27 protein-coding genes are annotated in these 24,908 nt (G+C 65.4%); 15 read left to right on the forward strand and 12 right to left on the reverse strand.

Annotation, left to right across the window (positions count from 1 at the left end; translation table 11 throughout):
* Positions 1 to 277: 277 nt before the first annotated feature.
* From crtY to C8J25_RS09260, 4 genes are all read left to right on the forward strand, one after another.
* The gene (gene crtY, locus C8J25_RS09245) at positions 278 to 1,444 is read left to right on the forward strand and encodes a lycopene beta-cyclase CrtY (RefSeq protein WP_107954169.1); all 1,167 of its coding nucleotides are present in this window, start codon (positions 278 to 280) and stop codon (positions 1,442 to 1,444) included.
* On the forward strand, positions 1,441 to 2,919 hold the full coding sequence (locus C8J25_RS09250; RefSeq protein ID WP_056487654.1) for a phytoene desaturase: 1,479 nt from the start codon (positions 1,441 to 1,443) through the stop codon (positions 2,917 to 2,919). Before crtY ends, C8J25_RS09250 begins: the two co-directional genes overlap by 4 nt.
* Positions 2,920 to 3,115: 196 nt before the next feature.
* Positions 3,116 to 3,697 (forward strand): LOG family protein, encoded by a 582-nt coding sequence (locus C8J25_RS09255; protein ID WP_107954170.1) that lies wholly within the window; start codon positions 3,116 to 3,118, stop codon positions 3,695 to 3,697.
* Between the two features lie 187 nt (positions 3,698 to 3,884).
* Positions 3,885 to 4,829, forward strand: a complete 945-nt coding sequence (locus C8J25_RS09260; protein WP_107954310.1) for a phytoene/squalene synthase family protein — start codon at positions 3,885 to 3,887, stop codon at positions 4,827 to 4,829.
* A 72-nt stretch (positions 4,830 to 4,901) separates the two neighbouring features.
* On the opposite strand, the gene C8J25_RS09265 is transcribed toward C8J25_RS09260, so the two are convergent.
* Positions 4,902 to 5,132: a hypothetical protein gene (locus C8J25_RS09265; protein ID WP_107954311.1), complete on the reverse strand. Its 231-nt coding sequence runs from the start codon at positions 5,130 to 5,132 to the stop codon at positions 4,902 to 4,904.
* Positions 5,133 to 5,253: 121 nt separating this feature from the next.
* Here C8J25_RS09265 and C8J25_RS09270 point away from each other — a divergent pair, with 121 nt between their 5' ends.
* From C8J25_RS09270 to C8J25_RS09280, 3 genes are read left to right on the forward strand one after another with little or no spacing between them, the layout of a single operon-like run.
* Positions 5,254 to 7,083 carry an ABCB family ABC transporter ATP-binding protein/permease gene (locus tag C8J25_RS09270; RefSeq protein WP_107954171.1) on the forward strand — a complete coding sequence of 610 codons (1,830 nt, stop codon included), beginning with the start codon at positions 5,254 to 5,256 and terminating at the stop codon, positions 7,081 to 7,083.
* 26 nt (positions 7,084 to 7,109) lie between these two features.
* On the forward strand, positions 7,110 to 7,649 hold the full coding sequence (locus C8J25_RS09275) for a Panacea domain-containing protein (protein ID WP_146173321.1): 540 nt from the start codon (positions 7,110 to 7,112) through the stop codon (positions 7,647 to 7,649).
* 2 nt (positions 7,650 to 7,651) lie between these two features.
* Complete coding sequence (locus tag C8J25_RS09280; protein ID WP_107954173.1) at positions 7,652 to 8,107, forward strand: hypothetical protein; 456 nt, start codon at positions 7,652 to 7,654, stop codon at positions 8,105 to 8,107.
* A gap of 21 nt (positions 8,108 to 8,128) precedes the next feature.
* Here C8J25_RS09280 and C8J25_RS09285 read toward each other — a convergent pair whose 3' ends face one another.
* A complete protein-coding gene (locus C8J25_RS09285; protein WP_107954174.1) occupies positions 8,129 to 9,100 on the reverse strand; it encodes a hypothetical protein in 972 nt (323 codons plus the stop codon).
* Between the two features lie 140 nt (positions 9,101 to 9,240).
* On the opposite strand from C8J25_RS09285, the gene recQ reads away from it, so the two are divergent.
* From recQ to C8J25_RS09305, 4 genes are all read left to right on the forward strand, one after another.
* Positions 9,241 to 11,010 carry a DNA helicase RecQ gene (gene recQ / locus C8J25_RS09290; protein ID WP_107954175.1) on the forward strand — a complete coding sequence of 590 codons (1,770 nt, stop codon included), beginning with the start codon at positions 9,241 to 9,243 and terminating at the stop codon, positions 11,008 to 11,010.
* Positions 11,007 to 11,435 carry a protein tyrosine phosphatase family protein gene (locus C8J25_RS09295; protein WP_056064377.1) on the forward strand — a complete coding sequence of 143 codons (429 nt, stop codon included), beginning with the start codon at positions 11,007 to 11,009 and terminating at the stop codon, positions 11,433 to 11,435. Before recQ ends, C8J25_RS09295 begins: the two co-directional genes overlap by 4 nt.
* Entirely contained in the window at positions 11,432 to 11,830 is a 399-nt protein-coding gene (locus C8J25_RS09300; RefSeq protein WP_107954176.1) for a hypothetical protein, read from the forward strand. Before C8J25_RS09295 ends, C8J25_RS09300 begins: the two co-directional genes overlap by 4 nt.
* 84 nt (positions 11,831 to 11,914) lie before the next feature.
* Positions 11,915 to 13,771, forward strand: coding sequence for an AsmA family protein (locus C8J25_RS09305; RefSeq protein ID WP_107954177.1), 1,857 nt, complete (start codon positions 11,915 to 11,917; stop codon positions 13,769 to 13,771).
* Positions 13,772 to 13,850: 79 nt separating this feature from the next.
* Here C8J25_RS09305 and C8J25_RS09310 read toward each other — a convergent pair whose 3' ends face one another.
* From C8J25_RS09310 to C8J25_RS09355, 10 genes are all read right to left on the reverse strand, one after another.
* Positions 13,851 to 14,510 (reverse strand): cell wall hydrolase, encoded by a 660-nt coding sequence (locus tag C8J25_RS09310; protein WP_107954178.1) that lies wholly within the window; start codon positions 14,508 to 14,510, stop codon positions 13,851 to 13,853.
* Positions 14,511 to 14,663: 153 nt separating this feature from the next.
* Entirely contained in the window at positions 14,664 to 14,990 is a 327-nt protein-coding gene (locus C8J25_RS09315) for a DUF1491 family protein (protein ID WP_107954179.1), read from the reverse strand.
* A complete protein-coding gene (locus C8J25_RS09320; RefSeq protein ID WP_107954180.1) occupies positions 14,987 to 15,454 on the reverse strand; it encodes a PaaI family thioesterase in 468 nt (155 codons plus the stop codon). Before C8J25_RS09320 ends, C8J25_RS09315 begins: the two co-directional genes overlap by 4 nt.
* Positions 15,455 to 15,582: 128 nt before the next feature.
* Positions 15,583 to 16,050, reverse strand: a complete 468-nt coding sequence (locus C8J25_RS09325) for a PTS sugar transporter subunit IIA (protein ID WP_056064361.1) — start codon at positions 16,048 to 16,050, stop codon at positions 15,583 to 15,585.
* A gap of 101 nt (positions 16,051 to 16,151) precedes the next feature.
* Positions 16,152 to 16,751, reverse strand: coding sequence for a ribosome hibernation-promoting factor, HPF/YfiA family (gene hpf / locus C8J25_RS09330; RefSeq protein ID WP_056064359.1), 600 nt, complete (start codon positions 16,749 to 16,751; stop codon positions 16,152 to 16,154).
* Between the two features lie 61 nt (positions 16,752 to 16,812).
* Positions 16,813 to 17,505 carry a DNA polymerase III subunit epsilon gene (dnaQ, locus tag C8J25_RS09335; RefSeq protein WP_107954181.1) on the reverse strand — a complete coding sequence of 231 codons (693 nt, stop codon included), beginning with the start codon at positions 17,503 to 17,505 and terminating at the stop codon, positions 16,813 to 16,815.
* Between the two features lie 15 nt (positions 17,506 to 17,520).
* Entirely contained in the window at positions 17,521 to 18,096 is a 576-nt protein-coding gene (gene coaE, locus C8J25_RS09340) for a dephospho-CoA kinase (RefSeq protein ID WP_107954182.1), read from the reverse strand.
* Positions 18,093 to 18,905, reverse strand: a complete 813-nt coding sequence (locus tag C8J25_RS09345; RefSeq protein WP_107954183.1) for a shikimate dehydrogenase family protein — start codon at positions 18,903 to 18,905, stop codon at positions 18,093 to 18,095. The genes coaE and C8J25_RS09345 overlap by 4 nt, the downstream gene beginning before the upstream one ends.
* Positions 18,906 to 19,154: 249 nt before the next feature.
* Positions 19,155 to 19,745, reverse strand: a complete 591-nt coding sequence (locus C8J25_RS09350) for a Maf family protein (RefSeq protein WP_107954184.1) — start codon at positions 19,743 to 19,745, stop codon at positions 19,155 to 19,157.
* Entirely contained in the window at positions 19,742 to 20,575 is an 834-nt protein-coding gene (locus C8J25_RS09355; RefSeq protein WP_093398203.1) for a pyruvate, water dikinase regulatory protein, read from the reverse strand. Before C8J25_RS09355 ends, C8J25_RS09350 begins: the two co-directional genes overlap by 4 nt.
* A 358-nt stretch (positions 20,576 to 20,933) precedes the next feature.
* Here C8J25_RS09355 and hemE point away from each other — a divergent pair, with 358 nt between their 5' ends.
* From hemE to C8J25_RS09375, 4 genes are all read left to right on the forward strand, one after another.
* Positions 20,934 to 21,953, forward strand: a complete 1,020-nt coding sequence (gene hemE / locus C8J25_RS09360; protein WP_208622565.1) for a uroporphyrinogen decarboxylase — start codon at positions 20,934 to 20,936, stop codon at positions 21,951 to 21,953.
* Entirely contained in the window at positions 21,950 to 22,411 is a 462-nt protein-coding gene (locus tag C8J25_RS09365; protein WP_107954186.1) for a CopD family protein, read from the forward strand. The genes hemE and C8J25_RS09365 overlap by 4 nt, the downstream gene beginning before the upstream one ends.
* Positions 22,412 to 22,724: 313 nt before the next feature.
* Positions 22,725 to 23,981 (forward strand): transcription termination factor Rho, encoded by a 1,257-nt coding sequence (gene rho / locus C8J25_RS09370; RefSeq protein ID WP_031395107.1) that lies wholly within the window; start codon positions 22,725 to 22,727, stop codon positions 23,979 to 23,981.
* Positions 23,982 to 24,187: 206 nt separating this feature from the next.
* Positions 24,188 to 24,907 (forward strand): TerC family protein, encoded by a 720-nt coding sequence (locus C8J25_RS09375; RefSeq protein WP_107954187.1) that lies wholly within the window; start codon positions 24,188 to 24,190, stop codon positions 24,905 to 24,907.
* Position 24,908 lies beyond the last annotated feature (1 nt).

Below are 24,908 nucleotides of genomic sequence, written 5' to 3' on the forward strand. Positions count from 1 at the left end.
GCCGCGATGATCGTTCGTTTGATCCTCCCCCGCAAGGGGGAGGTGTCGCCGGAGGTGACGGAGGGGGAGGATGCGGAACAGAGGTTTCCCTTTCCTCCCCCTCCGTCTGGCAAAGTGCCAGCCACCTCCCCCTGGCGGGGGAGGATTGAGGTGAGCCCCTCCCCTGCCCCCCGCCCCCCGCCCCCCGCCCCCCGCCCCCGGCAACGCAGGTTGTCTTCGCGGGCGATTGGTTCGGAAAGGTTGTTTTCGAGGCTCTCGCTTTGCGCTAGTCGGAGGCATGGCATCGACGATCTCCTGCGACGTTGCGATCGTTGGCGCGGGTTTGGCCGGCGGGATGATCGCGCTGGCGCTCAAGGCCAAGCACCCCGCGCTCGACGTGCGACTGATCGACTCCGCGCCAGTCGTCGGCGGGAATCATCTCTGGTCGTTCTTCGGCAGCGACGTGGCGCAAGGCGATCGCTGGATTGTCGCGCCGCTCGTGGTGCATGCGTGGCGCGGATATGACGTGCGCTTCCCGGCGCATCAGCGGACGATCGACGCGACCTATTATTCGATCGAGAGCACGCGGCTCGACCGCGAAGTGCGTCGCGCGCTGCCGCCGCATGCCTTGATGCTTGGGCGGAAGGTGTCGGGGGCTAGTGCGACCGCGGTGGTGCTGGCGGATGGCGACCGGATCGAGGCGACCGGCGTGATCGACGCGCGGGGGGCGGGCGATCTTTCGCTGCTCGATCTCGCCTGGCAGAAGTTTCTCGGGCGCGAACTGGCGTTGCGCGTGCCGCACGAAAGCCCGCGGCCGATGGTGATGGATGCCACCATTCCGCAGATCGACGGGTATCGGTTCGTCTATTGCCTGCCGTTCTCGGCGGACCGGATGTTCGTCGAGGACACCTATTATAGCGACACGCCCGATCTGGATGTGCCGGTGCTGGGCGCGCGGATCGACGCGTATGTCACGGCGCGCGGCTGGGACGTGGAGCGCGTCGTGCGCGAGGAGTCGGGCGTGTTGCCGGTCGCGATGGGGGGCGATTTCGAGGCGTATTGGCGGTCGGGTGGTGCTCGGGTGGCCAAGGCCGGCATGCGCGCGGGGATGTTTCATCCGACCACCGGCTATTCGCTGCCCGACGCGGTGCGGACCGCTTCGATGCTCGCCGGCCTCGGCGATTTCTCGGGCGCGAAACTCCACGATGCGACGCATGCGATGGCGCGCGCGACCTGGAAAAGCCGCGGCTTCTACCGGATGCTCGACACGATGTTGTTCCGCGCCGCCGAACCGGAGGAACGCTACCGTATCCTCGAGCGCTTCTACCGCCTCTCCCCCTCGCTTATCGGCCGTTTCTACGCCGGCCGCTCGACGCTTTCCGACAAGGCGCGCGTTCTGACCGGCAAGCCCCCCGTCCCCATCGTGCGCGCCGTCCGCGCCATCGCAGGCAGTATGTCATCATGAAGACCGCAATAGTCATCGGCGCAGGTTTCGGCGGGCTGGCGCTCGCGATCCGGCTGCAATCCGCGGGCGTGCAGACGACGATCGTCGAGAGCCGCGACAAGCCGGGTGGGCGCGGGTATTTCTGGGAGCGCGACGGCTTCACGTTCGATGCGGGGCCGACGGTCATCACCGACCCGGATTGTCTGCGCGAATTGTGGGCGCTGACCGGGCGCGACATGAGCGAGGACGTGACGCTCGATCCGGTGCTGCCGTTCTACCGGTTGAACTGGCCCGATGGGACGAATTTCGACTACACCAACGACGACGTGCAGATGCGCGCCGAGATCGAGAAGCTGCATCCCGGCGACTGGGCAGGATACGAGAAGTTCCTGCAATATTCGGCGGGGGTGTTTCACGAGGGCTATGAGAAGCTCGGCCATGTCGCGTTCCTCGACTTCGGGTCGATGATCAAGGCGGCACCGGCGCTGGCGAAGTATCAGGCGTGGCGGTCGGTCTATTCGATCGTGTCGAGCTTCGTGAAGTCGGAGAAGCTGCGCGAGGCGTTGAGCTTCCATACGCTGCTGGTCGGCGGCAATCCGATGACGACGAGCGCGATCTATGCGCTGATCCACAAGCTGGAGCGCGATGGCGGGGTGTGGTTCGCGCGTGGCGGGACCAATCGACTGGTGGCGGCGCTGGTGACGCAGTTCGAGCGGCTGGGCGGCGTGCTGCGGCTCGACGATCCGGTGACGTCGATCGAGACTTTGGGCGACCGCGCGACCGGCGTGACGACGGCGAGCGGCTGGTCGGGTCAGGCTGATGCGATCGCGGCGAACAGCGACATCATGCACACGTATCGCGACCTGCTGGCGACGTCGCGGAGTGCGAAGCGCAAGACGGGGTCGCTCGAGCGGAAGAAATATTCGCCGTCGCTGTTCGTGGTGCATTTCGGGATCAAGGGCACGTGGCCGGGCATCCCGCACCACATGATCCTGTTCGGGCCGCGTTATAAGGGGCTGCTCGAGGACATTTACGACCACGGCGTGCTGTCGGAAGATTTCTCGCTGTACCTGCATCATCCGACCGTGACCGATCCGTCGCTGGCGCCGGAGGGGCATTCGACCTTCTATGCGCTGGCGCCGGTGCCGCATCTCGGGAAATTCCCGGTCGACTGGGACGAGATCGCGCCGATTTTGGAGAAGCGCATCCTCGACGAGATCGGGCGGCGGTTGATCCCGGACATCCATGAGCGGATCGTGACGAAGTTCTCGTATGCGCCGAAGGATTTCGCGGAGGATCTGAATGCGCATCTGGGTAGCGCGTTCTCGCTGGAGCCGGTGCTGACGCAGAGTGCGTATTTCCGGGTGCACAACCGCGACGAGCATATTCCGAATTTGTACTTTGTGGGTGCTGGGACTCATCCGGGGGCGGGCATTCCTGGGGTCGTCGGGAGTGCGAAGGCTACGGCTCGGTTGATGCTGGAAGGCGAGAAGTAAGGTTTGTTCACGCGGAGGCGCGGAGACGCGGAGATGTCGCGCTTGTCGCTTAGCGAGCGTGTCTCCAACGATTTGCGGAACTTGCGTGAAGACAGCGCGAACGCTGTCCGGAACGCAACACCTCCGCGTCTCCGCGTCTCCGCGTGAACCCATTCTTTCCTTGCGGCACCCCGCGCGCTTCCCCTAGCGAGGCGGGATGAAGAGACTTGCTGTGTATTGCGGGTCGGCGACGCCGGCTGATCCCACCTATATCGAAGGCGCTCGCTCGCTGGGGCTGGCTTTTGCCGAGCGGGGGATTGGCCTCGTTTATGGCGGCGGGCGGACCGGGCTGATGGGTGCGATCGCGGATGGGGCGCTTGAGGGCGGCGGCGAGGTTATCGGGGTTATTCCTCAGGCGCTGGTCGATGCGGAGGTTGCGCATCGGGGGCTTACCGAGCTGCACGTTGTCAGCGGCATGCATCAGCGCAAGCAGATGTTCACCGATCTTTCCAACGGGTTCGTGACGATCCCGGGCGGGACCGGGACGATGGATGAGCTGTGGGAGGCGTTGAGCTGGGCGCAGCTTGGGTATCATGCGGATCCGGTCGGGTTGCTGAATACCGCGGGCTATTACGATCACCTGATCGCGTTCTGGGAGAAGATGGGCGAGGTTGGCTTCCTGCGGCCGCAGCACCGGGATCTGCTGATCGTGGCGGATACGCTCGATGTGCTGCTCGACCGGATGGCGGACCATGTGCCGACGCAGCCGATTGTGCGGATGAACGCGTCGGATTTGTGAGGTTGACGGCTCACTCCAGCACCTGCCGCCATCCCAATGTTCGCCGCCACCCCGGCGAAGGCCGGGGCCCAGTTGGGAAGGTTGCAGTAACGACGCGCAGCGCCAGCCAATTGATGTCCCCTAACTGGGCCCCGGCCTTCGCCGGGGTGGCGGCTGTAATAATGGTGGCGTGCGAGCTGATGTCGTGATCCATCCCCTGCCCTCACGCGAGGCGATCGTTGCTACCGCGCATGAGTCGATCTCGCGTGGGTCGAAGAGTTTTGCGGCGGCCAGCCTGTTGTTCGACAAGCCGACGCGGGAGCGGGCTTGGCTATTGTATGCGTGGTGCCGGCGGTGCGACGATATCGCGGATGGGCAAGATCATGGCCACGGGATGACCGTGGTCGAGGACGCCCCGGCTCGGTTGGCCGCGCTGTCGGCTATGACCGAGCAGGCGCTAGCGGGCGAAGTCGTCGGCGAGCCGGCGTTCGATGCGTTGCGGATTTTCGCGGCCGAAACGCGCCTGCCGAAGCGGTTCGCGCGCGACCTGATCGAGGGATTCGCGCTGGATGCGCGCGAGTGGCGGCCGCGGTCGGAGAACGACCTCTACAAATATTGCTACCATGTCGCGGGCGTCGTCGGGTGCATGATGGCGATTGCGATGGGCGTCGATCCCGAGGACGAGGATACGCTCGACCGTGCGTGCGACCTGGGGATGGCGTTCCAGCTCGCCAATATCGCGCGCGATGTCGAGGAGGATGACCGGGTCGGGCGGTGTTACCTGCCCGAGGAGTGGCTGGTCGAGATGGACTTTCCGCCCGGGCAGCACATGAAGCCGCCGTTCCGGTCTCGGCTGGCAGTGTTGACGAAGCGGATGGCGGATCGGGCGGCGGCGTTCGAGGCTAGTGCGCGGGAGGGGACGCCGGCGCTGTCGTTCCGTTCGGCTTGGGCGGTGCTGTCGGCGGCGGGGATTTATGGGGCGATCGGGCGGACCGTGGCGGCTCGGGGTGAGCATGCGTGGGATCACCGGGTGACGACGTCGGGGATGCAGAAGCTGGGGTTTATCGTGACCGCGGCGCGGGAGGCTGCACAGCGGGACACGCTGTATCCGCGGACAGCGCGGGATGCACGGTTGTGGACGCGGCCTAGGTAATCATCGACGGTAGTTTGTTCTCCCGCGAAGGCGGGAGCCCAGTCTGGGTCCCCGCCTTCGCGGGGAAACAGTCTAGCCCTGTGGCTTAGCCTTGCCGGTCTTGGCCATCAATTGGCCTTGCGCACGGCAATTTGCACCGATCATCGGATACGGAACGTCGGTGTTCTGTGCCAATTGATCGGGCAGTGCCGCGCGGCATTGCGCCATCGTCTCGTACCGCGCCGGGATCACCCGCGCCTCGGTGCAGTTCACGTTGCCGTCACCGCAGCCCATGATGGCCATGACGTAGAACAGCGGTTCCATTTCATTCTCCAGTGGCTCGCGGTGGCCGACATCGGACACGATAACAAAAGCGACGAAGTGGCAGGATTGTTCCCCCAACTGCTTTCGCCGGGGCTTGACTGCGCCTACATCGCATCGATCCATGCCCCCTGACACGTACACCTCCACCCGCGCGGACCAGCCCCTGCTGCCGACGCTCCGCCGCTTCCTGCCGTTCCTGTGGCCGGCGGGGCAGCCCAAGCTGAAGGCGCGGATCGTCGTCGCGATGTTGCTGGTGATCGCGTCGAAGCTGATCCAGGTTTTCGGCGCGGCGTTCACGCTGAAATATGCGGTCGACCGGATGGCGGGGAACGACCGTACCGCGCTGACGCTCGTCGTGCTGCTGGTGGTCGGGTATGCGGCGTCGCGGTTCGGGACGACGTTGTTCGACAATCTGCGCAACGCGGTGTTCGAGCGCGTCGGGCAGGACGCGTCGCGGCGGCTGGCGGCGCAGGTGTTCCGCCATTTGCATGCGCTGAGCCTCGATTTCCACCTGTCCAGGCGGACGGGCGCGGTCACCAAGGTGGTCGAGCGCGGCACCAAGAGCATCGACACGATGCTGTATTTCCTGCTGTTCAACATCGCGCCGACCGTGTTCGAACTGGTGCTGGTGCTCGGGCTGTTCTCGACCAAGTTCGGCTGGCCACTGGTCGTCGCGACCGTCGTGATGGTGGTTGGCTATATCCTTTTCACGCGGATGGTGACCGACTGGCGCAATGCGCTGCGCGCGCGGATGAACGACCTCGATACCGGAGCGGTCGCGCATGCGGTGGATTCGCTGCTGAACTTCGAGACGGTGAAGTATTTCGGCGCGGAGGAGCGTGAGGCGAAGCGCTACGACAGCGCGATCACGGCCTATTCCGAGGCGGCGGTGAAAAGCGAGAATTCGCTTGCGTGGCTGAACCTCGGCCAGGCGCTGATCACCAACGTGATGCTGGCGGGCGGCATGGGGTTCGTCGTGTGGCGGTGGAGCCGCGGCGAGGCGTCGGCGGGCGACGTGGTGTTCGTATCGACGCTGCTGGCGCAGCTGTTCCGGCCGCTCGACCTGCTGGGTATGGTGTATCGCACGATCCGGCAGGGCGCGCTCGACATGGCGGCGATGTTCGACCTGATCGATACGCCGGCCACGGTCGTCGATGCGCTGGGTGCGCCGGCACTGGCGGTGAGCGCGGGGCATGTGCGGTTCGAGGGGGTGTCGTTCGGGTATGACGTTGGGCGGCCGATCTTGCGCGATCTGGAGCTGGACGTGCCGGCGGGGTCCACTTTGGCTGTCGTTGGACCGTCGGGGGCGGGGAAGTCGACGCTCGCGCGGTTGCTGTACCGGTTCTACGACCTGACGGGCGGGCGGATTACCGTCGACGGGCAGGATATCTCGGAAGTTCGGCAAGCTTCGTTGCGCGCCGCGATCGGGATCGTGCCGCAGGATACGGTGCTGTTCAACGACACGATCGGGTACAACATCGCCTATGGCCGCGAGGGTGCGGAGATGCCCGAGGTCGAGGTTGCTGCCAAGGGCGCGGCAATTGCCGACTTCATCGAGCGCCAGCCGCTGGGGTATGAGACGCGCGTCGGCGAGCGTGGATTGAAGCTGTCGGGTGGCGAGAAACAGCGCGTGGCGATCGCGCGGACACTGCTCAAGAACCCGCCGATCCTGATCCTGGACGAGGCGACGTCGGCGCTGGATAGCCGGACCGAGGCGGAAATTCTCGATACGCTGGAGGCGATCGAGCGCGGGCGCACGACGATCGTGATCGCGCACCGGCTGTCCACGGTAGTGCATGCGGACCAGATCGTCGTGCTCGAGGCGGGGCGGATCGTCGAGCAGGGGACGCATGCGGACTTGCTACGGCGGGGCGGCGTGTATGCGGAGATGTGGAACCGGCAGGCGCAGGAGCGGGCTGGCGATGATGATGGGGCGTTGGCGGCGGAATAGCGATCGATTGTATTCCAGGCCGCATTTTGATAATTGAAGGTGGCGTTCCTACATTGTTCTTTGTAAAAGCTTGCCGTACTCATCGATGGGAAGAGCAGTTGCCTAACTATTCGCCCGCAGCCGTCGCAAATGCCTTCGCAGATCTTGCAGGGCATGTGATGCCGCAGATGAAGCTGCAAAAGCTGACGTATATCGCCGATGGCTGGAACCTGGCGATCGCCGGTGTGCCGTTGGTCGATGCGCAACCCGAAGCGTGGGACAACGGCCCGGTGTTCCGTTCGATCTGGAACCGCCTGAGGGATCTCGGCAGCGCAAGGGGCAAGATTCGCGACTATGACGGATCGACTCCAACCGCGGCTTTGACCGATGAGGAGCGCGCCGTGATCCAGCATGTGTGGAACAAATACGGCCTGAAAAGCGCGCGCGAACTGTCCGATTTGACGCATCAGCCGAATACGCCCTGGTCTCGTGCCTATTATGATCGGGGTCGCAACGCGGTGATCCCGAACGAAGATATTCGAGCGCATTATCTGGCGCTGGCTCAGGCTGGTCGGGTTCCAGCCTGATAGTGGCAACCGATCCTCCGGAGTCTCCGCGTTCGGCGACGGAACGGGCATCGCTTGAGGATATCGACCGGGCGCCTGTAAGTCTGCCGGTTACCGAACCGGTCGATTACAGGGGCGAGCTGGAAACCTTACGCGAGCGCTTCAACGAGGTCACGGCGGACAAGGACAGGATCCAGCAGGACTTTGAAGAATTGCGCCGGGGCAGCAGCACGATTGCCGAACTCGACAAGCTGATCGCGCCTTCGGCGAAGAAGGCATTCACGTATATGTCGGTCTATTCCGGCGGTGCCTTCGCGTTGCTGGTGCTGGACGGGAGCCACTGGCAGAGCTTCGATCTCGATGAAAGCGTGCTCGATCTACTGGTCGGCAGTACTGCCGTCACGGTCTTGGGCCTTGTCGGCATGGTTCTGACGGGCATTTTTGTCGGTGCCCGCAAAGCCATCAGCAAGACTGAATAACGGCGTCTGCGATGGGCGAGTCTACCCGCAGGTGAGGCGGACCTGCTTGGCGGGTTTGTCGAAGACGATCGATGAGCAGCGATCGAGCAGGTCGGCACCTATCGTCAGGCGATCGCGTTTGAAATCACGCTTGCCCTTGGCGACGACGACGATCTCGTCGGGGTCGGGTGGTGGCGCGTCGGCGTCGGGGATCGCGGCGGCGCTGCCAACGTCGGTGGTGCGGACGCCGAGCGACGATAGCGCGAGCGGGCCGACGAGGAGCGGGGTGGCGAGCGTCATCGTGCGGACGGGTCGGGCGATACCGAAGGCGATCTCGACCGAAGCGGTGAGGCCGGCCAGCGTGCCGCGCTGCGCCTGCGCGATCAGCGTGGCGGCGTTGGCGGTGACGGTCGTGCGTGGATGATAGGGATCGAAGCGAACCCGGATCGGCTGGCCGCCGATCGTGATCTGCGCGAAAGTCCCGGAGAGCTTCCCCAACAGGCCGCCGCCGTCGACCATCGGCAACGCGACGGTCCGCTCTCCCGCGCGCGGCGCGTTCAGGAGGATGCGTACGACGGGTTCGGGCAGCGACGCCGGGCCGATGCTGCCGTCGCCGACATCGGCATAGGGCCGCCCGACCCAGCGGGGGTCCGCAGCCTTTCCCTTGGCCTCGTGCTTGCGGCTTGGAAAGCCGATCCGCCGCTTCACCGCATTGGTCCCGAACGTCATCGGGCGGACCGTCGTCGCCTGCATCGCGCCTTGCCCGCCGACCGAATAGCCGAGTCCCAGCGCACCGCCCTTCAACGCAAGTCGCTCGGCGACCGCGGTCGTGACGAAGACCAGGCCGGGCGCGGCGGGGTCGACGCGCAGCGTGACGGGCTTGCCGTCGATCGTTGCGGCGATCATCCCGCCGACCGGTACGTCGCGGATGGCCGTGACCGTGTCGCCGGCTAGCGCGACGCTGCTCACGAGGACCGATGCCGCCACGCTGGTTCTCAGGATATTGGTGATCATCGTGAGGTCTCCGGCGTCAGGCGCCGCGATCTTGCCGCGTCATATCGTATTCGCAACGAATTTATGATCGGTAATGATTGGATAACCAATGCAGGCTCGCCCCTCGACGGGCGACTGCGCGACGCCTAGATCGCATGGCAATGGCACTCGACCCTCTTCCCGATCTCCAGCGCATCTTCGGCTTTCCTGATTTTCGTGGGGTGCAGCGCGATGTCGTCGACCGGGTGCTCGCGGGGCAGCGGACGCTGGCTGTCATGCCGACGGGGGCGGGGAAGTCGCTGTGTTACCAGTTGCCGGCAACGATGCTGGAGGGGACGTGCGTGGTCGTGTCGCCGCTGATCGCGCTGATGCATGACCAGTTGCGGGCCGCCACTGCTGTTGGGATCAAGGCGGCTACGCTGACGTCGGTCGATACCAATCGCGAGGAGACGATCGCGCGGTTTCGGGCGGGCGATCTGGACCTGCTGTATGTTGCGCCGGAGCGGGCTTCGAACGAGAGTTTTCGGAACCTGCTAAGCCAGGCCAAACTCAGCCTCTTTGCGATCGACGAGGCGCATTGCGTCAGCGAGTGGGGGCATGATTTCCGGCCGGACTACCGGTTGCTGCGGCCTCTGCTCGACAGCTTTCCGGATGTGCCGCGCCTCGCGCTGACGGCAACCGCGGACGCGCATACGCGGGCGGATATCCTCGAGCAGCTGGGGATTTCGCAGGAGGGGCTCATCGTGTCGGGGTTCGACCGGCCGAACATCCGCTATGCGATTTCGGGGCGCGACAACGTCAACCGGCAGATCGCGGATATCCTGGAGAAGATACCGGGGCCGGGGATCGTCTATGCGCAGACGCGCGCGGCGACCGAGAAGTTGGCGGAGGCGCTGGGGCGGAGCGGGCGGCCGACGCGGGCCTATCATGCGGGGCTCGATCCGCAGGTGCGTGCGAAGAACCAAGCCGATTTCGTCGCGAGCGAGGACATGGTGATCTGCGCCACGGTCGCGTTCGGGATGGGGATCGACAAGCCCGACGTGCGGTTCGTGGCGCATGCCGGGCTGCCGAAATCGATCGAGGCCTATTATCAGGAAACCGGGCGCGCGGGGCGTGATGGCGACCCGGCGATCGCGCATCTGTTCTGGGGTGCGGAAGATTTCGCGCGCGCTCGGCAGCGGATTGGCGAGGTGGAGCCCGAGCGGCAGGCGGGCGAGCGGCAGCGGCTGACCGCGATGGGCGGGCTGGTCGAGACGGCCGGGTGTCGGCGGCGGATTCTGCTCAAGTATTTCGGCGAGGAGCGGCTCGAGGATTGCGGGAATTGCGACAATTGCCTCGGCAACGTCGATGCGGTGGATGCGACGGAGACCGCGCGGAAATTCCTGTCGGCGGTGTTCCGGACCGGGCAGATGTACGGTGTGGGGTATATCGAGGGCATCCTGACGGGCGTGTCCAGCGAGCGCAGCCTGATGAACGGGCACGAGGCGCTGTCGGTGTACGGGATCGTCGAGGGCGACGAGGTGGCGTTGCTGAAGCCTGTGTCGCGGGCGCTGATGCTGAAGGATGCGTTGCGCACCAATCCTCATGGGGGCCTCGAGTTCGGACCGGCGGCGAAGGCTATCCTCAAGGGCGAGGCGGCGGTGTCGATCGTCGTTCCGCCCAAGCGCGAGCGGCGGCGCAAGGGTGCAGTTGGCGCTGTGCCGAACCCCGTGGACGATCCGCTGTTCGAGGCGTTGCGCGTGCGGCGGCGCGATCTGGCGAAGGAAGCGGGCGTTCCACCGTATGTCATCTTCCACGATTCGGTGTTGCGTGACATTGCGCGGCAGCGGCCGGCGTCGCGTGCCGAGTTGAGCCTGTTATCAGGCATTGGCGCGCGCAAGCTCGACGCCTATGGGGATGCCTTCCTCCAGGTCATCCGCGAGTCCGCATGATACGGCAAATAAACGAAAGTATTTCGGTCGCGCCACAGATCGCGGTCGAGCAGGTCGCGGAGATCGCCGCGGCGGGGTTCAAGACGATCGTCAACAACCGACCGGACGACGAGGATGCGGGGCAGCCTTCGGGTGATGCGATCCGCGCCGCGGCGGAAGCGGCCGGGCTGAAATACGTCTCGATCCCGGTGACGCATGCGGGGTTCTCGCATCCGCAGATCGACGCGATGACGCAGGCGCTGACGGATTCGGACGGGCCCGTGCTGGCCTATTGCCGGTCGGGGACGCGGAGTTGCAATTTGTGGGCGCTGGCGGCGGCGAAGGCGGGGCGCAACCCGAACCTGTTGCTCGCGCAGGCCGAGGACGCCGGATATGACCTGCGCGGAATCCGACCGATGCTGGACGCGCTCGCAGGGCCGCGATGACGCCTGCCATCGTCGGCGGCATCGTGGCCGTCGTTGTGCTGCTGCTCGCCGCCTTGGGATGGGTAGTCGTGCGGATGCGGCGGGTCGTGAAGATCGAGACTCCGGAAGAGGCGGCGGACGCGGCGCAGGCGCAGCTTCGCGGGTTTGCGGTGGCTGGCGCTGTCGTCGGCGCGGACGGGCAGGGCGCGCTGGCGATCGCGGATGACGGGCGGGTTGCTGCGGTGAAGCGGATCGGCAAGACCCTGACGGTGCGCGAGGTATCGTGGCGGACGGTGCGCGCGACGCACGAGGGGATATTGGTCGAGACCGGGGACAAGGCGCTGGGCGCGGTGATGCTCGCGCAGGTCGACGTCCTCGATATCCGCAGGTTGGCGCCGAAGAGCGTGCGGGTCTAGCGAGCCATACGCGCCGCGGTCATTCTGCGGCAGCGGTCCTGACGCTTGCGGAACGTTTCTCGTTTCGACGCGTCGCCGCAGTAGATGAGAAGATGGGTCGCCAAGCGCTGGGTGAAAGTCACCGGCATCGTCGTCGTGGCCGTGATGGCTACGGTCATAATCGGGCTCGCCGTGTTCCCCTGGGGATCGCTGAAAGGCGTGATCGAGCGGCAGCTGACCGCGCGCTTTGGCCGGCCGGTGACGATCGGCGGGATCGAGCGCGTCGACGGGTTCGGTTTCTCGCCGACGATCCGCATCACGCAGGTGCGCATTCCGCAGGCGGCATGGGCCGGCAGCGGCGATTTCGTGCGGTTGCGCGAGGCGGAGGCGACGTTCTCCGCGCTATCGCTGTTGAAGGGCGGGTTCGGGCCGCGCGACGTGAAGGCGTCCGGACTGTACCTGGCGCTGGTGCGTGACAAGCAGGGGCGGACCAACTGGGATCGGCCGGGCAAGGCCAAGAGCGGCGGCAGTTCGAACGACCTGCAGGGTCTCGTCATCCGCGACAGCGTGATCTCGTACCGCGATGCCAAGCAGGGGCGGCAAGTCACCGCGCAGTTCTCGTCCGATCCGGTTGCGGGCATCCGCGCGAATGGCACCGGCACCGTGCGTGGTGCGGCGGTGCGGATCGCGGTCTCAGGGCCGTCGATCGAGCGATCGCAGGGCAAGCCTTGGCCGTTCACCGCGTCGATCGACGGGGACAGACTGTCGATATCGGCGAAGGGCGTGATGGACCGGCCGCTCGATACCGATGCGATGACACTCGACGTGACGGCGCGCGCGACCGACCTGAAGCTGATCGACGCGGTGATCGAGGCAGGGCTGTTCCGGACGCAGCCGGTGTCGTTCAGCGCGCACGTCCGCCACGATGCGCCGAAATGGACCATCACGCAGCTGAAGGGCGTGGTCGGGCGGTCGGATTTCGCAGGACATGTGACGGTCGACAAGCGGGACGGGCGGAGCAAGGTGAACGGCGACATCGTCTCGCGCCAGTTCGACTTCGCGGACCTGTCGTCGGACGAGGCGCAGGCCAAGGGCGCTGCGCTTGAGCGAGCGATCGGGCCGAGGCTGGTGCCGAATACGCGGATCGACATAGGCAAGATCGACAGCACCGATGCCGAGTTCGGGTTCCGCATCCAGCATATCGTCGCCGCGAAGGGCAAGTCGCCGATCGTGTCGGCCAAGGGGACGATCGCGATCGATCACCAGCTGCTGACGCTGGACCAGCTCGTCGCGAGGCTGCCGCAGGGGACCGTTACCGGCAAGGTCACGGTCGACCAGCGAGGCGATCGCAAGACGCCGACCGTCGCGATCGACCTGCGGTTGCGGGGTAGCAGCGTACAGGCGCTGGCGGGCGGGCGCGGCGATTTCAGCGGGAACGTGAGTGCGCGGGTGCGGCTGAAGGGGCCGGGCGAGACGATCCGGGCTGCGGTCGGGAACGCCGATGGAAGCATCGGGTTCGTCGCGCGGGACGGGCAGTTGCCGCAGGGGATCGCGGCCGCGCTGGGGTTCGATGCGGCGCGCGCGTTGCTGGCGAAAGATGGCGAGCGCGCCGGGCTGCGCTGCGTGGTGGTGAAACTCGACGTGACGCGGGGGCGCGGGCGCGCCGATCCGATGATCGTCGATACCACCGCCAGCCAGTTGCGCGGGCAGGGGAGCGTAGTGTTTCCGTCCGAAGCGCTCAACATTCGGCTGAGTGGCGCGCCGAAGCAGAATGCGTTGCTCCAACTGCCGGGGTCGGCGTACATGACCGGGACGATCCAGCAGCCGAATGTGACAATCCCGCCGGAGGTGAAATCCGTCGGCAATATCTTCAAGGCGATCGGCCGGGCGATCACCGGCAAGCAGGGGCCGACGGCTAGCGATGCGGACTGTTCGGGGTTGGCGGCACGAGCGCTGCGGTAGGCTGAGACGTCAGCGGATATAAAAAACCCCGCCCCGCTGGGTGCGGGACGGGGGCGGACTTCAGCGATATCCGGGGATATCAGCGATAGAAGATGTGGTTGCCGATCGAGGCGACCTTGATCGCGCGGACGCTGGGGCGGCGATCGGGGGTGTTGAAGTAGAGCGCCTTGTCAGCCGGGCTGTTCCACGCATCGGCGAGGGCAACCTTGGCGACCGCGATCGCGGTGCGGTAGGCGGTGCCGGCGTTGATGTTGGGGATCTGGCCACCGCGGACGAAGCTGAACTGGCCGCGCTGCTTGACGACGGCGCAGACGTTGGCGGGGAAACGACCCGACTTGGCGCGGTTGATGATGACTTCGGCGACGGCGAGCTGGCCGGTCAGCGGCTCACCCTTGGATTCGAAGTAGATTGCGCCGGCAAGGCACTGAAGCGCTTCGTCGGCGGCGGCGCTATCCTGCGCGGCGACGGCCTGGGCGAGCGTGTCGAATTCTTCGGCTTCTGCGACGACAGGGCTGACTGCGGTGTTCTCGGCGTTCGTCTCGACAGGTGCGACGGTCGTTGCAACTGGAGCGATCTGCGGAACATTCTGCGGCAAGAGCGCGTTTAGATTGGCAAGAGCAGTGAGATTGGTGGTCGAGCGATCGATACCGGTTGCCTGACCGGGAGCGCTGTTGCCGAGCAGGCCGGCGAGAGAGAAGGTCATGACTGCGATCGTCGCAGCCCGCTGAAGAATCGTCATTCAAACTTATTCAGATGCGGTTGGACCGCGGAAGCAATCGTACGAGCCGATCGTCCAGGCATCCCCCCGACTGCGTAACTGATCCGGATCGCACCCGTCCCAGCACAACGCCAATCAATGTTGCAATTCCCCTCTATTGGGGGGGCTTTCGAGTCAATCGTCGAGGATCGTTTCAGCGGCGAACCGTTCCGCCGCTGCGATGTCCACCTCGATTACCCAGAGATCCGGGTCGCTTGCGCGGCGGCGATGCCAATATCCGTCGAGGTCTTCGAGTGGGGTGGAGTCGATCAGCGCGGTCCGGCCGTCGGGTCCGATGCCGCGTTCCAGCAGGCGGGGAGGGGCGCCCTTGTCGACCGCGATGACCAGGATGGCGCCGCCTTGCGGGTCTCCCTTCGCTATTACCGCGCCGAAGCCGCCGGCGTCGTTGACGCGCCGCAACAGGGCGCTGACGAGGACTCCGCTGGGGAGACGACCGCTCATGCTGCGCTGCGGTATCCGGGGAGACCAGCGAGTGCGATCCGGGAGCGCATGAACGTGCCCGTGCCTCTTGCCGCTTCTTCACCGTCGGCGTCGATCAGCCGCGCGTCCGCGACGAACACACGCCGCTTGCCGCTGATCCAGCGTCCTTCGGCGATCACGGGGCCGACTTTCAGCGGACGCGTGAGGAGCAGGTTGAAGGCGGTGGTGAGCAGGAAACGGTCGGTGACCAGGCTGTTGCAGGCATAGAAGGCGGCATCGTCGAGCATCTTGAAATAGCTCGTGCCGTGCGCGGCGCCGCCGGCGTGGTAGTGGCGCTCGTCGATCGTGAAATGGATGCGCGCGACGCCGGCTTCGGGGATTTCGAGTGAGGAGTCGAAGAAGCGGTTGATCGGGGCTTGGGCGTAAAGCGACTCCAGTGCGCGGAAATGTGCGTCTGCGCCTGCCGTGTTTGGCGTGTCAGACATTCGCGTCGCTCGCGACTAGCCACGCCCCGTCATCCTGACGAAAGTCAGGACCCAGAGCCACGAAGGCCTGTTCTTCGTGGCTCTGGGTCCTGACTTTCGTCAGGATGACGGGATGGTGTGCGAGCGCCTCACGCGGCATCGCGGACCTCGTCGGCGGTGAACAGCGCGTAGACCGCGTCGGGCGAACCGCCGCCGCGCAGTTTCTCGAGGAATGCCTTGTCGCGCAGGCGTCGCGAGACGCGGGCGAGCGCCTTCAGGTGGACCGCGCCGGCATCGGTGGGGGAAAGCAGCATGAAGACGAGATCGACGGGGAGATCGTCGACCGCCTGGAAGTCGACAGGCTCTGCCAGCCGCGCGAAGACGCCGGTCACCTGCGCGAGCCCTTCGAGCTTGGCGTGCGGGATGGCGACGCCGCCCCCGAACCCGGTGGAGCCGAGCTTCTCGCGTGCCGCCAGCCGATCGGCGATCATCTTGGGGTCGGCATCGAGTATCTCAGACGCAACCGTGGCGAGATGCTGGAACACTGCCTTCTTGTTTTTGGCAATCACGCCCGTCTGCACTGCGTCGGGACGCAGCATATCACTGAAATCGGTCATTGTGTTCAATGTCTCAAGCGCCCCCGCGCGCGTCCGCCTTAGCGGGTTGCGCGGGGGCGTAAAGGCGCGGCCTTGAGACGCGCGCCTTTATGGACCCTTCTTTATTGGGCCGGGGTGGCCGCTGCGCGCTGTGGCTCGACCCAACCGATCGTGCCATCGCCGCGGCGATAGACCATGTTGTGCGCGCCGGTGCCCGCATTCATGAACAGCAGCGCGGCGGTGTTGCGCAGATCGAGCATCATCACCGCGTCGGACACGCTGGCCTCGGGGATATCGACGCGCGTTTCGGCGATGATCAGCGGTGCGTCCGCGACATCGTCTTCCTCGATGCTTTCCTGGAACAGCGTGTAGCCGGCATTGTCGTAGCCGTTGCTCTCGGCAATCGCGACCGCTTCGCCAGCATGGCGATCCTTCAGGCGGCGCATGTAGCGGCGGAGCTGGGTCTCGATCTTGGCGGCGGCGGCATCGAACGCGGCGCGCGCGTCATAGGCGTCGCCGTGGCCCTTGATAACGAGGCCCTTCATCACGTGCGAAACGATGTCGCATTTGAAGCCGGCGTCGTGCGGGCCCTTGCCGAATGTGACTTCCGCCGAGATGGCGCGCGAGAAATACTTGTCGGCGATACCCTGGAGTCGGTCTTCCACGTGGCTGTTGAGTGCTTCGCCAGTGTCAACCTGATGACCAGAAATCCGGATATCCATTGTCGTCTCCTTGTCGGCGTTACAGTCTTCGGGCGGTCCTATTGGCTCCACCCTGCCAGCGTCATCCGGACGCCACGGCCCCCCAGATCGGATCCTTGATCCCCTTCATAAACGCAGCATGGGCCGCAAGGTCTCCCTCGCTCACCGCGAAAACGCGGGCGGGGCGAACGACCCGAGGCGCCTGTGCGACGATCGGAGTCGCGGCGGTGCTGCCGGTATCGCCGAGCAGGCCGAGACCGATCTGGCGGCCACCCATCAGCTCGACATAGACCTGCGCGAGCAACTGTGCGTCGAGCAGCGCGCCGTGCAGGACGCGGTGGCTGCGATCGATTCCGAAGCGCGAGCAGAGTGCGTCGAGCGAATGCTTGGCGCCGGGGTGGCGGCTGCGCGCGATCTGCAGCGTGTCGACCATCCGCTTCATGTGGACGATCTGGCGGCCGCACTTGGTCAGCTCGCCGTTGAGGAACGAGAAGTCGAAGCCGGCATTGTGCGCGATCATCGGCGCGTCGCCGACGAATTCCAGCAGGTCCTCGACCGCGTCGGCGAACTTCGGCTTGTCGGAGAGGAACTGCGCGCTCAGCCCGTGGACGTTGAACGCCTCGACCGGCATGTCGCGTTCGGGGTGGTAATAGGCGTGGAAGGTGCGGCCGGTCTCGACCCGGTTGAGCATCTCGACGCAGCCGATTTCGACCATGCGGTCGCCGCCGGAAAAACTGAGCCCGGTGGTTTCGGTATCGAAGACGATCTCACGCATCCCGATGGTATCGGCTCAGATTTCCAAGGATGCAAGCACCGCCCGGACTTGCGCGCGGGTTGCGTCGAAGCTGGTGTCGGTGTGGATGACGTGATTCGCACGGGCGCGTTTCTCGGCGTCGGGGGTCTGGCGCGCGAGGATCGCGGCGAACTTCTCCACGGTCATGCCGGGGCGGGCGAGGACGCGGGCGCGCTGGACGTCGGGGGCGGCGGAGACGACGACGATCAGGTCGACGTTGCGGTCGCCACCCGTCTCGAACAGCAGGGGGACGTCGAAGACGACTCGCTGGCCGGCGTGCTTGGCGAGGAAAGCGGCGCGTTCTTCGCCGACGGCGGGGTGGACGATCGCTTCGAGGCGCTTGATGGCGGCGTCGTTGCCGAAGACCGCCGCGCCGAGTTTCGCGCGATCGACTGCGCCGTCGATGGTCGTGCCGGGGAAGGCGGCTTCGATTGTGGGGACAAGTCGACCGCCGATGCCTTGCAAGCGGTGGACGGTGGCGTCGGCGTCGAACACGGGGACGGCCTCGTCGGCGAACATCGCGGCGACGGCCGACTTGCCCATGCCGATCGATCCGGTGAGGCCGATGATCATTTCATCAACAACGCCCGCAGTTCGTCGTCGCGATCGCGCGGTGGTTCCACGTGGAACAATATCTCGAATGCGACCGCTGCTTGGCCGATCAGCATTTCCAGGCCGTCGACGGTTTCGAGATCGCGCGCGCGTGCCGTTTTGAGCAGACCGGTTTCGAGCGGGGAGTAGACGATGTCGTAGACGAGCGAGTCCGGTTCGAGCGCGCCGAGATCGATATCGAGCGGTGGCTGACCGGCCATGCCGAGTACGCTGGCGTTGACGAGCAATCGCGATGGCGGGACGGCGGGGCCGATCGGCAGCGCCTGACCCTTAAGGCCGAACGTCGACAGCAGCGCCGCGCCCTTCAGCGGATTGCGATTGAGGATGGTGACGGGGCCGACACCCATTCGTGACAGGGCGAACAGGATCGCGCGGGCGGCACCGCCGGCGCCGATCACCGTGACGGGTTGGCCGGCGATGTCGAGATCGTCGATCGGCGCCCAGAATCCGGCGGCATCGGTGTTGGTGCCGATGCAGTCGCCCGTCTGGTTGCGGAACACGGTGTTGATCGCGCCGATCGTCCCGCGGACGTTGCCGGGGTCGGAGACGTGGTCGAGCGCGGCGAGTTTGTGCGGCATCGTGATATTGCATCCGCGCCAAGCGGGGTCGGCTTTGCGTTCGGTGAAATAGGCGGGGAGGTCTGCTGTGGTGACGAGCTTGTGGCGGTACTCCGCGTCGATCCCGAGCGCGTCTAGCCAGAAGCCGTGGATCAGCGGCGATTTCGACTGTGCGATCGGATCGCCGATCACTTCTGCGTAGGGACGGGTCATTCAAGGCTCCGTGTTTCCCCGCGGGGGCGGGGATCCAGTCTGGGGACCCGCCTTCGCGGGTGAACGGGGTTTAGTCTAGCGCGCGCGGAATGCCATGTGCGACCCTCCTCCAATCCTCCTCCGCAAGGGGGAGGTGGCACCGAAGGTGACGGAGGGGGAGGATGCGGAACAGGCGTTTCCCTTTCCTCCCCCTCCGTCTGGCAAGCGCCAGCCACCTCCCCCTGGCGGGGGAGGATCGAGAGCGTCGGGTTATGCCGGCAGCTCGCCACGCACGCGGAGGAAGTCGAGGACGTTGAGCAGCGGCATGCCGAGTACCGTGAACTGGCTTCCTTCGATCTTGGCGAACAGTTGCGCGCCGGGGCCTTCGATGCGGTAGCAGCCGACGCAGCCCGCGATCGCGGGCCATTCCGCATTGAGGTACGTCTCGATGAATGCGTCGGACAGCGGGCGGACGTGCATCTTCGCGCGCTCGACGTGGCGCCAGATCGCCTGGCCGTTCTCGGCAATGACCGCGGCGCTCCAGAGGTCGTGGCGCTTGCCGGACATCAGTCGCAGGTGTGCCGCCGCATCGTCTCGGTCCACGGGCTTGTCGAGGATACTGCCGTCTTCCAGTGCGACCAGCGAGTCACTGCCGAGGACAAGATAGCCCGGCATCCGCGCGGACACTTTCAGTGCCTTCAGTTCCGCCAATGCATCAGCCAGATCGCGCGGGGACAGGTCGCGGAGCGCCGCCTTGGCCGCATCCTCGTCGACGCCAGCAAAGGTCGCCTCGAACGGTACGCCGGCAGCGGTCAGCATCGCGCGACGCGAGGCGCTTTGCGAGGCGAGGATCAGGCTCATGACTCGACCTTTGGAGCGGCGTCGGCGCGGCGCTGGTTGCACAACGCGATGATCGCCGCCGCGGTTTCCTCGATCGAGCGGCGCGTAACGTCGATCACCGGCCAGCCATTGTCGGCGAACATGCGGCGCGCGAAGGCGAGCTCGCGCATCACCGCTTCTTCCTCGACATAGGACGTGTCGGGTTGTTGGTTGAGCGACAGCAGGCGGTTGCGGCGGACCTGGATCAGACGGTCGGCGCTGGTCGTGAGGCCGACGATCAGCGGGTTGGCGAGCTTGTAGAGGTTCAGCGGTGGTGGGCTTTCCACGACAATCGGGATGTTCGCGGTCTTGTAGCCGCGGTTGGCGAGATAGATCGAGGTCGGCGTCTTCGACGAACGCGATACGCCCGCGAGGACGATATCGGCCTCCTCCCATTCTTCCGAGGCGATCCCGTCGTCATGGGCGATCGTCCACTGGATCGCGTCGACGCGCGCGAAATACGCGGCATCGAGCACGTGCTGGCGTCCCGGCCGCGCCTTCGCCTGCTGCCCGAGCAGGCCGGAGAGCGCGTCGTTCACGGGGTCGAGCGGCGCCACCGCGGGCAGCCCCAACGCGAGGCACCTCTGCTCCAAGATGCGCCGCGTCGCGGGGTTCACTAGCGTGAAGACGACCAACCCCGGGTTCTGCGCGATCTCTTGGAGAATGCGCTCGAGATGCGCCTCTGTTCGCACCATCGGCCAGAAATGGCGGACCGTCTCGACGTCGTCATATTGCGCCAGCGCCGCCTTCGCGATGTTCTCCAGCGTCTCGCCGGTCGAATCCGACAACAAATGAAGGTGGAGCCGCATCATCGGCGTTTTATCCCCAGCGGGCGGACCTGTGGGCGTGAATCTGTGGATAACATGGGGAGAACGGCTAGCGTAACTCGTCCGCCTCGCCAAGCGACGGGTTCGCCGTGGATAACACCGATTCTATCCACACCGCCGCGCACAGGGCCGGATTTTATCCACAGGCTGTGGGTAACGGGGAGCCTTGAATCGAATCAGCGCGTTTGTGGCGGTGCGCGAGGGTCAAGCTGTTGGCAATTCCGGGATCACCGCATAAGTCCCGGGTTCAACCGCCCAACCACTGCAACAACCTATTTCTTGAATCTTCTTATAGTAGAAGAAGGGTGCTCCGCTGACCGATTCGACTCCCAACTCGCCTCCCATCAAGCCTCTCCTGGCGACTCTTCGCGGAGAGCGTCAGGCCGTACCGCCGCTGTGGCTCATGCGGCAGGCGGGGCGGTATCTCCCCGAATACCGTGAGCTTCGTGCGGAGAAGGGCGGCTTCCTCGCGCTCGCGACCGATCCCGACGCCGCAGCCGAAGTCACGCTCCAGCCGATCCGCCGGTTCGGGTTCGACGGCTCGATCCTGTTCTCGGACATCCTGATGATCCCGTGGGCACTCGGGCAGGATCTGAGCTTCGGGGTCGGCGAGGGGCCTCGGCTCGAGCCGGCGCTTGTCGATCATGCGCTCGATCGGTTGCAACCGGTGATGGGGCGGCTGGAGCCGGTCTACGGCACCGTCGCGAAGGTCGCGGCTGCACTGCCTCCCGAGACGACGTTCCTGGGCTTTGCGGGGTCTCCCTGGACGGTCGCGACCTATATGGTGGCGGGGAAGGGCTCGAAGGATCAATCCGAGACGCGGCGTTTTGCGTATCGCGATCCCGAGGCGTTTGGTGCGATCATCGACGCTATCGCCGACAATACGGTCGAGTATCTCGCGCGGCAGATTGAGGCGGGTGTCGACGTGGTGCAGCTGTTCGACAGCTGGTCGGGGTCGCTATCGCCTGCCCAGTTCGAGCGCTGGGTGATCGCGCCGACCGCGTCGATCGTCGAGCGGCTCCACGCGCGGTGCCCCGGCGTGCCGATCATCGGCTTTCCGAAGGGGGCAGGAGGCAAGCTCCCGGCGTATGCGTGTGAGACGGGCGTCGATGCGATCGGGCTGGACGAGACGGTCGATCCGGTCTGGGCGCATGCGTCGTTGCCCGTGGACATGCCGGTGCAGGGCAATCTCGATCCGCTGGCGCTGATCGCAGGCGGGGCGGATCTCGATGCGGCGACCGACCGGATCCTCGCGGCGTTCGTCGAGCGCCCGCACGTCTTCAATCTCGGCCACGGCATCCTGCCCGACACGCCCATCGCGCATGTCGAGCAGCTGATCGCCCGCGTAAGGAGCACGACATGAGCGGTTTTCTCGGCGCTGCCTATGACTGGGTGAAGGCGGCGCATCTGATCTTCGTGATCTTCTGGATGGCGGGGCTTTTCATGCTGCCGCGCTATCTAGTGTATCATCAGGAGGCGCTGGCGGCTGGCAATGCGGGCGAGGCGGCGAACTGGGTCGAGCGTGAGAGCAAGATCCGCCACATCATCCTGACGCCGGCGATGATCGTCGTCTGGGTGCTGGGGATCGCGCTGGCGCTGAACCTGGGGCTGGCGGACGGCGCACCGGGGCTTGGGTGGCTGCACCTGAAGCTCGTGCTGGTATTCCTGCTGACGGGATATCACGGCTGGGCGGTCGGTTATGCGAAGAAGCTCGCAGCGGGGAAGCCGACGCTGGCGGGTAAGCAGTTGCGGATGCTCAACGAGGTGCCTGCGCTGGCGGTGACGCTGATCGTGGTGCTGGTGATCGTTAAGCCGTTCTGACTTCCTGATCCTCCCCCGCCAGGGGGAGGTGTCGCCGAAGGTGACGGAGGGGGAGGAACGCGCAACAACCGTTGTCCTTTCCTCCCCCTCCGTCTGGCAAGTGCCAGCCACCTCCCCCTGGCGGGGGAGGATCCAGAAGTGGTCCTCCCGTCCCCGCTTGACTAACCCGCCCCCCAATTCTAACCCCTTCTCCCAACACGGCCTCCTGGCGTCCTGCCCGGTCGTGTCTTGCCAGACTCGTCTCGCCCAGTTCCGCTTCCCAAGCGCACCGCCGACCGAGCGTTCTCCCGTTGATTGCTATCCGGAAATCCCCATGCATCTCAAAGACCTGAAGAAAAAGAAACCCGCCGAGCTGGTCCAGCTGGCCGAGGAACTGGGGGTCGAGAGCGCCTCGACGCTGCGTAAGCAGGACCTGCTGTTCGCGATCCTGAAGGTGCAAGCCGACAATGGCGACCAGATCATGGGGCTCGGCACGATCGAAGTGCTGCCCGATGGCTTCGGCTTCCTGCGTTCGCCGGAATCGAACTATCTCGCCGGCCCGGACGACATCTACATCTCGCCGAACCAGGTGCGGAAGTTCGGCCTGCGTACCGGTGACACGGTCGAGGGCGAAATCCGCGGGCCGAAGGATGGCGAACGCTATTTCTCGCTGGTGAAGCTCACGGCCGTCAATTTCGACGACCCCGACGTCGTCCGCCACCGCGTCAATTTCGACAACCTCACGCCGCTCTATCCCGAGAGCAAGCTGACGCTCGATCCCGCCGACCCGACCGTCAAGGACAAGTCGGCGCGGGTGATCGACATCGTCTCGCCGCAGGGCAAGGGCCAGCGCACGCTGATCGTCGCACCGCCGCGCGTCGGCAAGACGGTCATGTTGCAGAACATGGCCAAGGCGATCACCGACAACCACCCCGAGGTGTTCCTGATCGTCCTGCTGATCGACGAGCGCCCCGAGGAAGTCACCGACATGCAGCGCAGCGTGAAGGGCGAGGTGGTCAGCTCGACCTTCGACGAACCCGCGCAGCGTCACGTCCAGGTCGCTGAAATGGTGATCGAAAAGGCCAAGCGCCTGGTCGAGCACAAGAAGGACGTCGTGATCCTGCTCGACTCGATCACGCGTCTGGGTCGTGCCTACAACACCGTCGTGCCGTCGTCGGGCAAGGTCCTGACCGGCGGTGTCGACGCAAACGCGCTGCAGCGTCCGAAGCGCTTCTTCGGTGCCGCGCGCAACATCGAGGAGGGCGGTTCGCTCTCGATCATCGCCACCGCGCTGATCGATACGGGCAGCCGCATGGACGAGGTGATCTTCGAGGAGTTCAAGGGCACCGGCAACTCGGAAATCGTGCTGGATCGCAAGGTTGCGGACAAGCGCATCTTCCCAGCGCTGGACGTCGGCAAGTCGGGCACGCGCAAGGAAGAGCTGCTGGTCGACAAGGCCAAGCTCAGCAAGATGTGGGTCCTGCGCCGTATCCTGATGCAGATGGGCACGATCGACGCGATGGAGTTCCTGCTCGACAAGATGAAGGATTCGAAGACCAACGAGAATTTCTTCGACAGTATGAATCAATAACCGAGTGCGGCCTGCGCCAAGCTGGCGCAGGACTCGCACCGGTTCGGCCGGCGGGGGCGCGAGCCTCCCGACCGACGACATGGGCCTTGCCCATGTCCGGCCAAGCAGACCAAAGCGGCACGCGAGAGCATGGCTTTCGCGTGCCGCTTTGCTATTAAACCCTACGTAATCCGTCACCGGGAGCTGACATCTTGAGTATCATCGCCATGCTGGCCGCCGCCGCATCGGGAGTCGCCGGGCCAGGCTCGCCGCTCGAAATCTGGCAGCACATCGTCGCCGACTTCTCCAACCTCGGCGACCCGAAGGCGCTCGCCGCATTCGGATCGGTCCTCATGATCGACCTCGTCCTCGCGGGCGACAACGCGATCGTCGTCGGTGCACTCGCCGCCGGACTTCCCGCCGATCAACGCAAGAAGGTCATCCTGATCGGCATCGGAGCGGCGCTGGTGCTGCGTATCTTCTTCGCGCTGATCGTCACGTGGCTGATGGGCATCGTCGGGCTGATATTCGCGGGCGGCCTGTTGCTGCTCTGGGTCAGCTGGAAGTTCTGGCGCGAAATCCGCGAGGGCGCGGAGAATGCGGGTTCGGAAGAAATCGAGGGCGATGAGCGATCGGGTATCCGCTCTTCGAAGGGCTTTGCGAGCGCGGCCTGGGCTGTCGCCGTCGCCGACGTCTCGATGAGCCTCGACAACGTTCTGGCCGTCGCAGGCGCGGCGCGCGAGCATCCCGGCATCCTGGTCATCGGCCTGCTGCTGTCGGTCGCGATGATGGGTCTGGCGGCGAACTACATCGCGCGCGTCATCAACAAGTATCGCTGGATCGCGTATATCGGCCTTGCGGTGATCCTCGTGGTCGCGCTGAAGATGATCTACGAGGGCTGGGTCGGCACTGGCGAGACGCTCGGGATCATTTCGCTGCTGCGCTGAT

The sequence above is a fragment of the Sphingomonas faeni genome, from assembly GCF_003053745.1.
GTDB lineage: Bacteria > Pseudomonadota > Alphaproteobacteria > Sphingomonadales > Sphingomonadaceae > Sphingomonas > Sphingomonas faeni.

Coding starts and splice junctions, on each gene's coding strand:
- crtY (WP_107954169.1), top strand. CDS start 278: ATGGCATCGACGATCTCCTGCGACGTTGCGATCGTTGGCGCGGGTTTG.
- C8J25_RS09250 (WP_056487654.1), top strand. CDS start 1,441: ATGAAGACCGCAATAGTCATCGGCGCAGGTTTCGGCGGGCTGGCGCTC.
- C8J25_RS09255 (WP_107954170.1), top strand. CDS start 3,116: ATGAAGAGACTTGCTGTGTATTGCGGGTCGGCGACGCCGGCTGATCCC.
- C8J25_RS09265 (WP_107954311.1), bottom strand. CDS start 5,132: ATGGAACCGCTGTTCTACGTCATGGCCATCATGGGCTGCGGTGACGGC.
- C8J25_RS09270 (WP_107954171.1), top strand. CDS start 5,254: ATGCCCCCTGACACGTACACCTCCACCCGCGCGGACCAGCCCCTGCTG.
- C8J25_RS09285 (WP_107954174.1), bottom strand. CDS start 9,100: ATGATCACCAATATCCTGAGAACCAGCGTGGCGGCATCGGTCCTCGTG.
- recQ (WP_107954175.1), top strand. CDS start 9,241: ATGGCACTCGACCCTCTTCCCGATCTCCAGCGCATCTTCGGCTTTCCT.
- C8J25_RS09295 (WP_056064377.1), top strand. CDS start 11,007: ATGATACGGCAAATAAACGAAAGTATTTCGGTCGCGCCACAGATCGCG.
- C8J25_RS09300 (WP_107954176.1), top strand. CDS start 11,432: ATGACGCCTGCCATCGTCGGCGGCATCGTGGCCGTCGTTGTGCTGCTG.
- C8J25_RS09305 (WP_107954177.1), top strand. CDS start 11,915: ATGAGAAGATGGGTCGCCAAGCGCTGGGTGAAAGTCACCGGCATCGTC.
- C8J25_RS09310 (WP_107954178.1), bottom strand. CDS start 14,510: ATGACGATTCTTCAGCGGGCTGCGACGATCGCAGTCATGACCTTCTCT.
- C8J25_RS09315 (WP_107954179.1), bottom strand. CDS start 14,990: ATGAGCGGTCGTCTCCCCAGCGGAGTCCTCGTCAGCGCCCTGTTGCGG.
- C8J25_RS09320 (WP_107954180.1), bottom strand. CDS start 15,454: ATGTCTGACACGCCAAACACGGCAGGCGCAGACGCACATTTCCGCGCA.
- C8J25_RS09325 (WP_056064361.1), bottom strand. CDS start 16,050: ATGACCGATTTCAGTGATATGCTGCGTCCCGACGCAGTGCAGACGGGC.
- hpf (WP_056064359.1), bottom strand. CDS start 16,751: ATGGATATCCGGATTTCTGGTCATCAGGTTGACACTGGCGAAGCACTC.
- dnaQ (WP_107954181.1), bottom strand. CDS start 17,505: ATGCGTGAGATCGTCTTCGATACCGAAACCACCGGGCTCAGTTTTTCC.
- coaE (WP_107954182.1), bottom strand. CDS start 18,096: ATGATCATCGGCCTCACCGGATCGATCGGCATGGGCAAGTCGGCCGTC.
- C8J25_RS09345 (WP_107954183.1), bottom strand. CDS start 18,905: ATGACCCGTCCCTACGCAGAAGTGATCGGCGATCCGATCGCACAGTCG.
- C8J25_RS09350 (WP_107954184.1), bottom strand. CDS start 19,745: ATGAGCCTGATCCTCGCCTCGCAAAGCGCCTCGCGTCGCGCGATGCTG.
- C8J25_RS09355 (WP_093398203.1), bottom strand. CDS start 20,575: ATGATGCGGCTCCACCTTCATTTGTTGTCGGATTCGACCGGCGAGACG.
- C8J25_RS09365 (WP_107954186.1), top strand. CDS start 21,950: ATGAGCGGTTTTCTCGGCGCTGCCTATGACTGGGTGAAGGCGGCGCAT.
- rho (WP_031395107.1), top strand. CDS start 22,725: ATGCATCTCAAAGACCTGAAGAAAAAGAAACCCGCCGAGCTGGTCCAG.
- C8J25_RS09375 (WP_107954187.1), top strand. CDS start 24,188: ATGCTGGCCGCCGCCGCATCGGGAGTCGCCGGGCCAGGCTCGCCGCTC.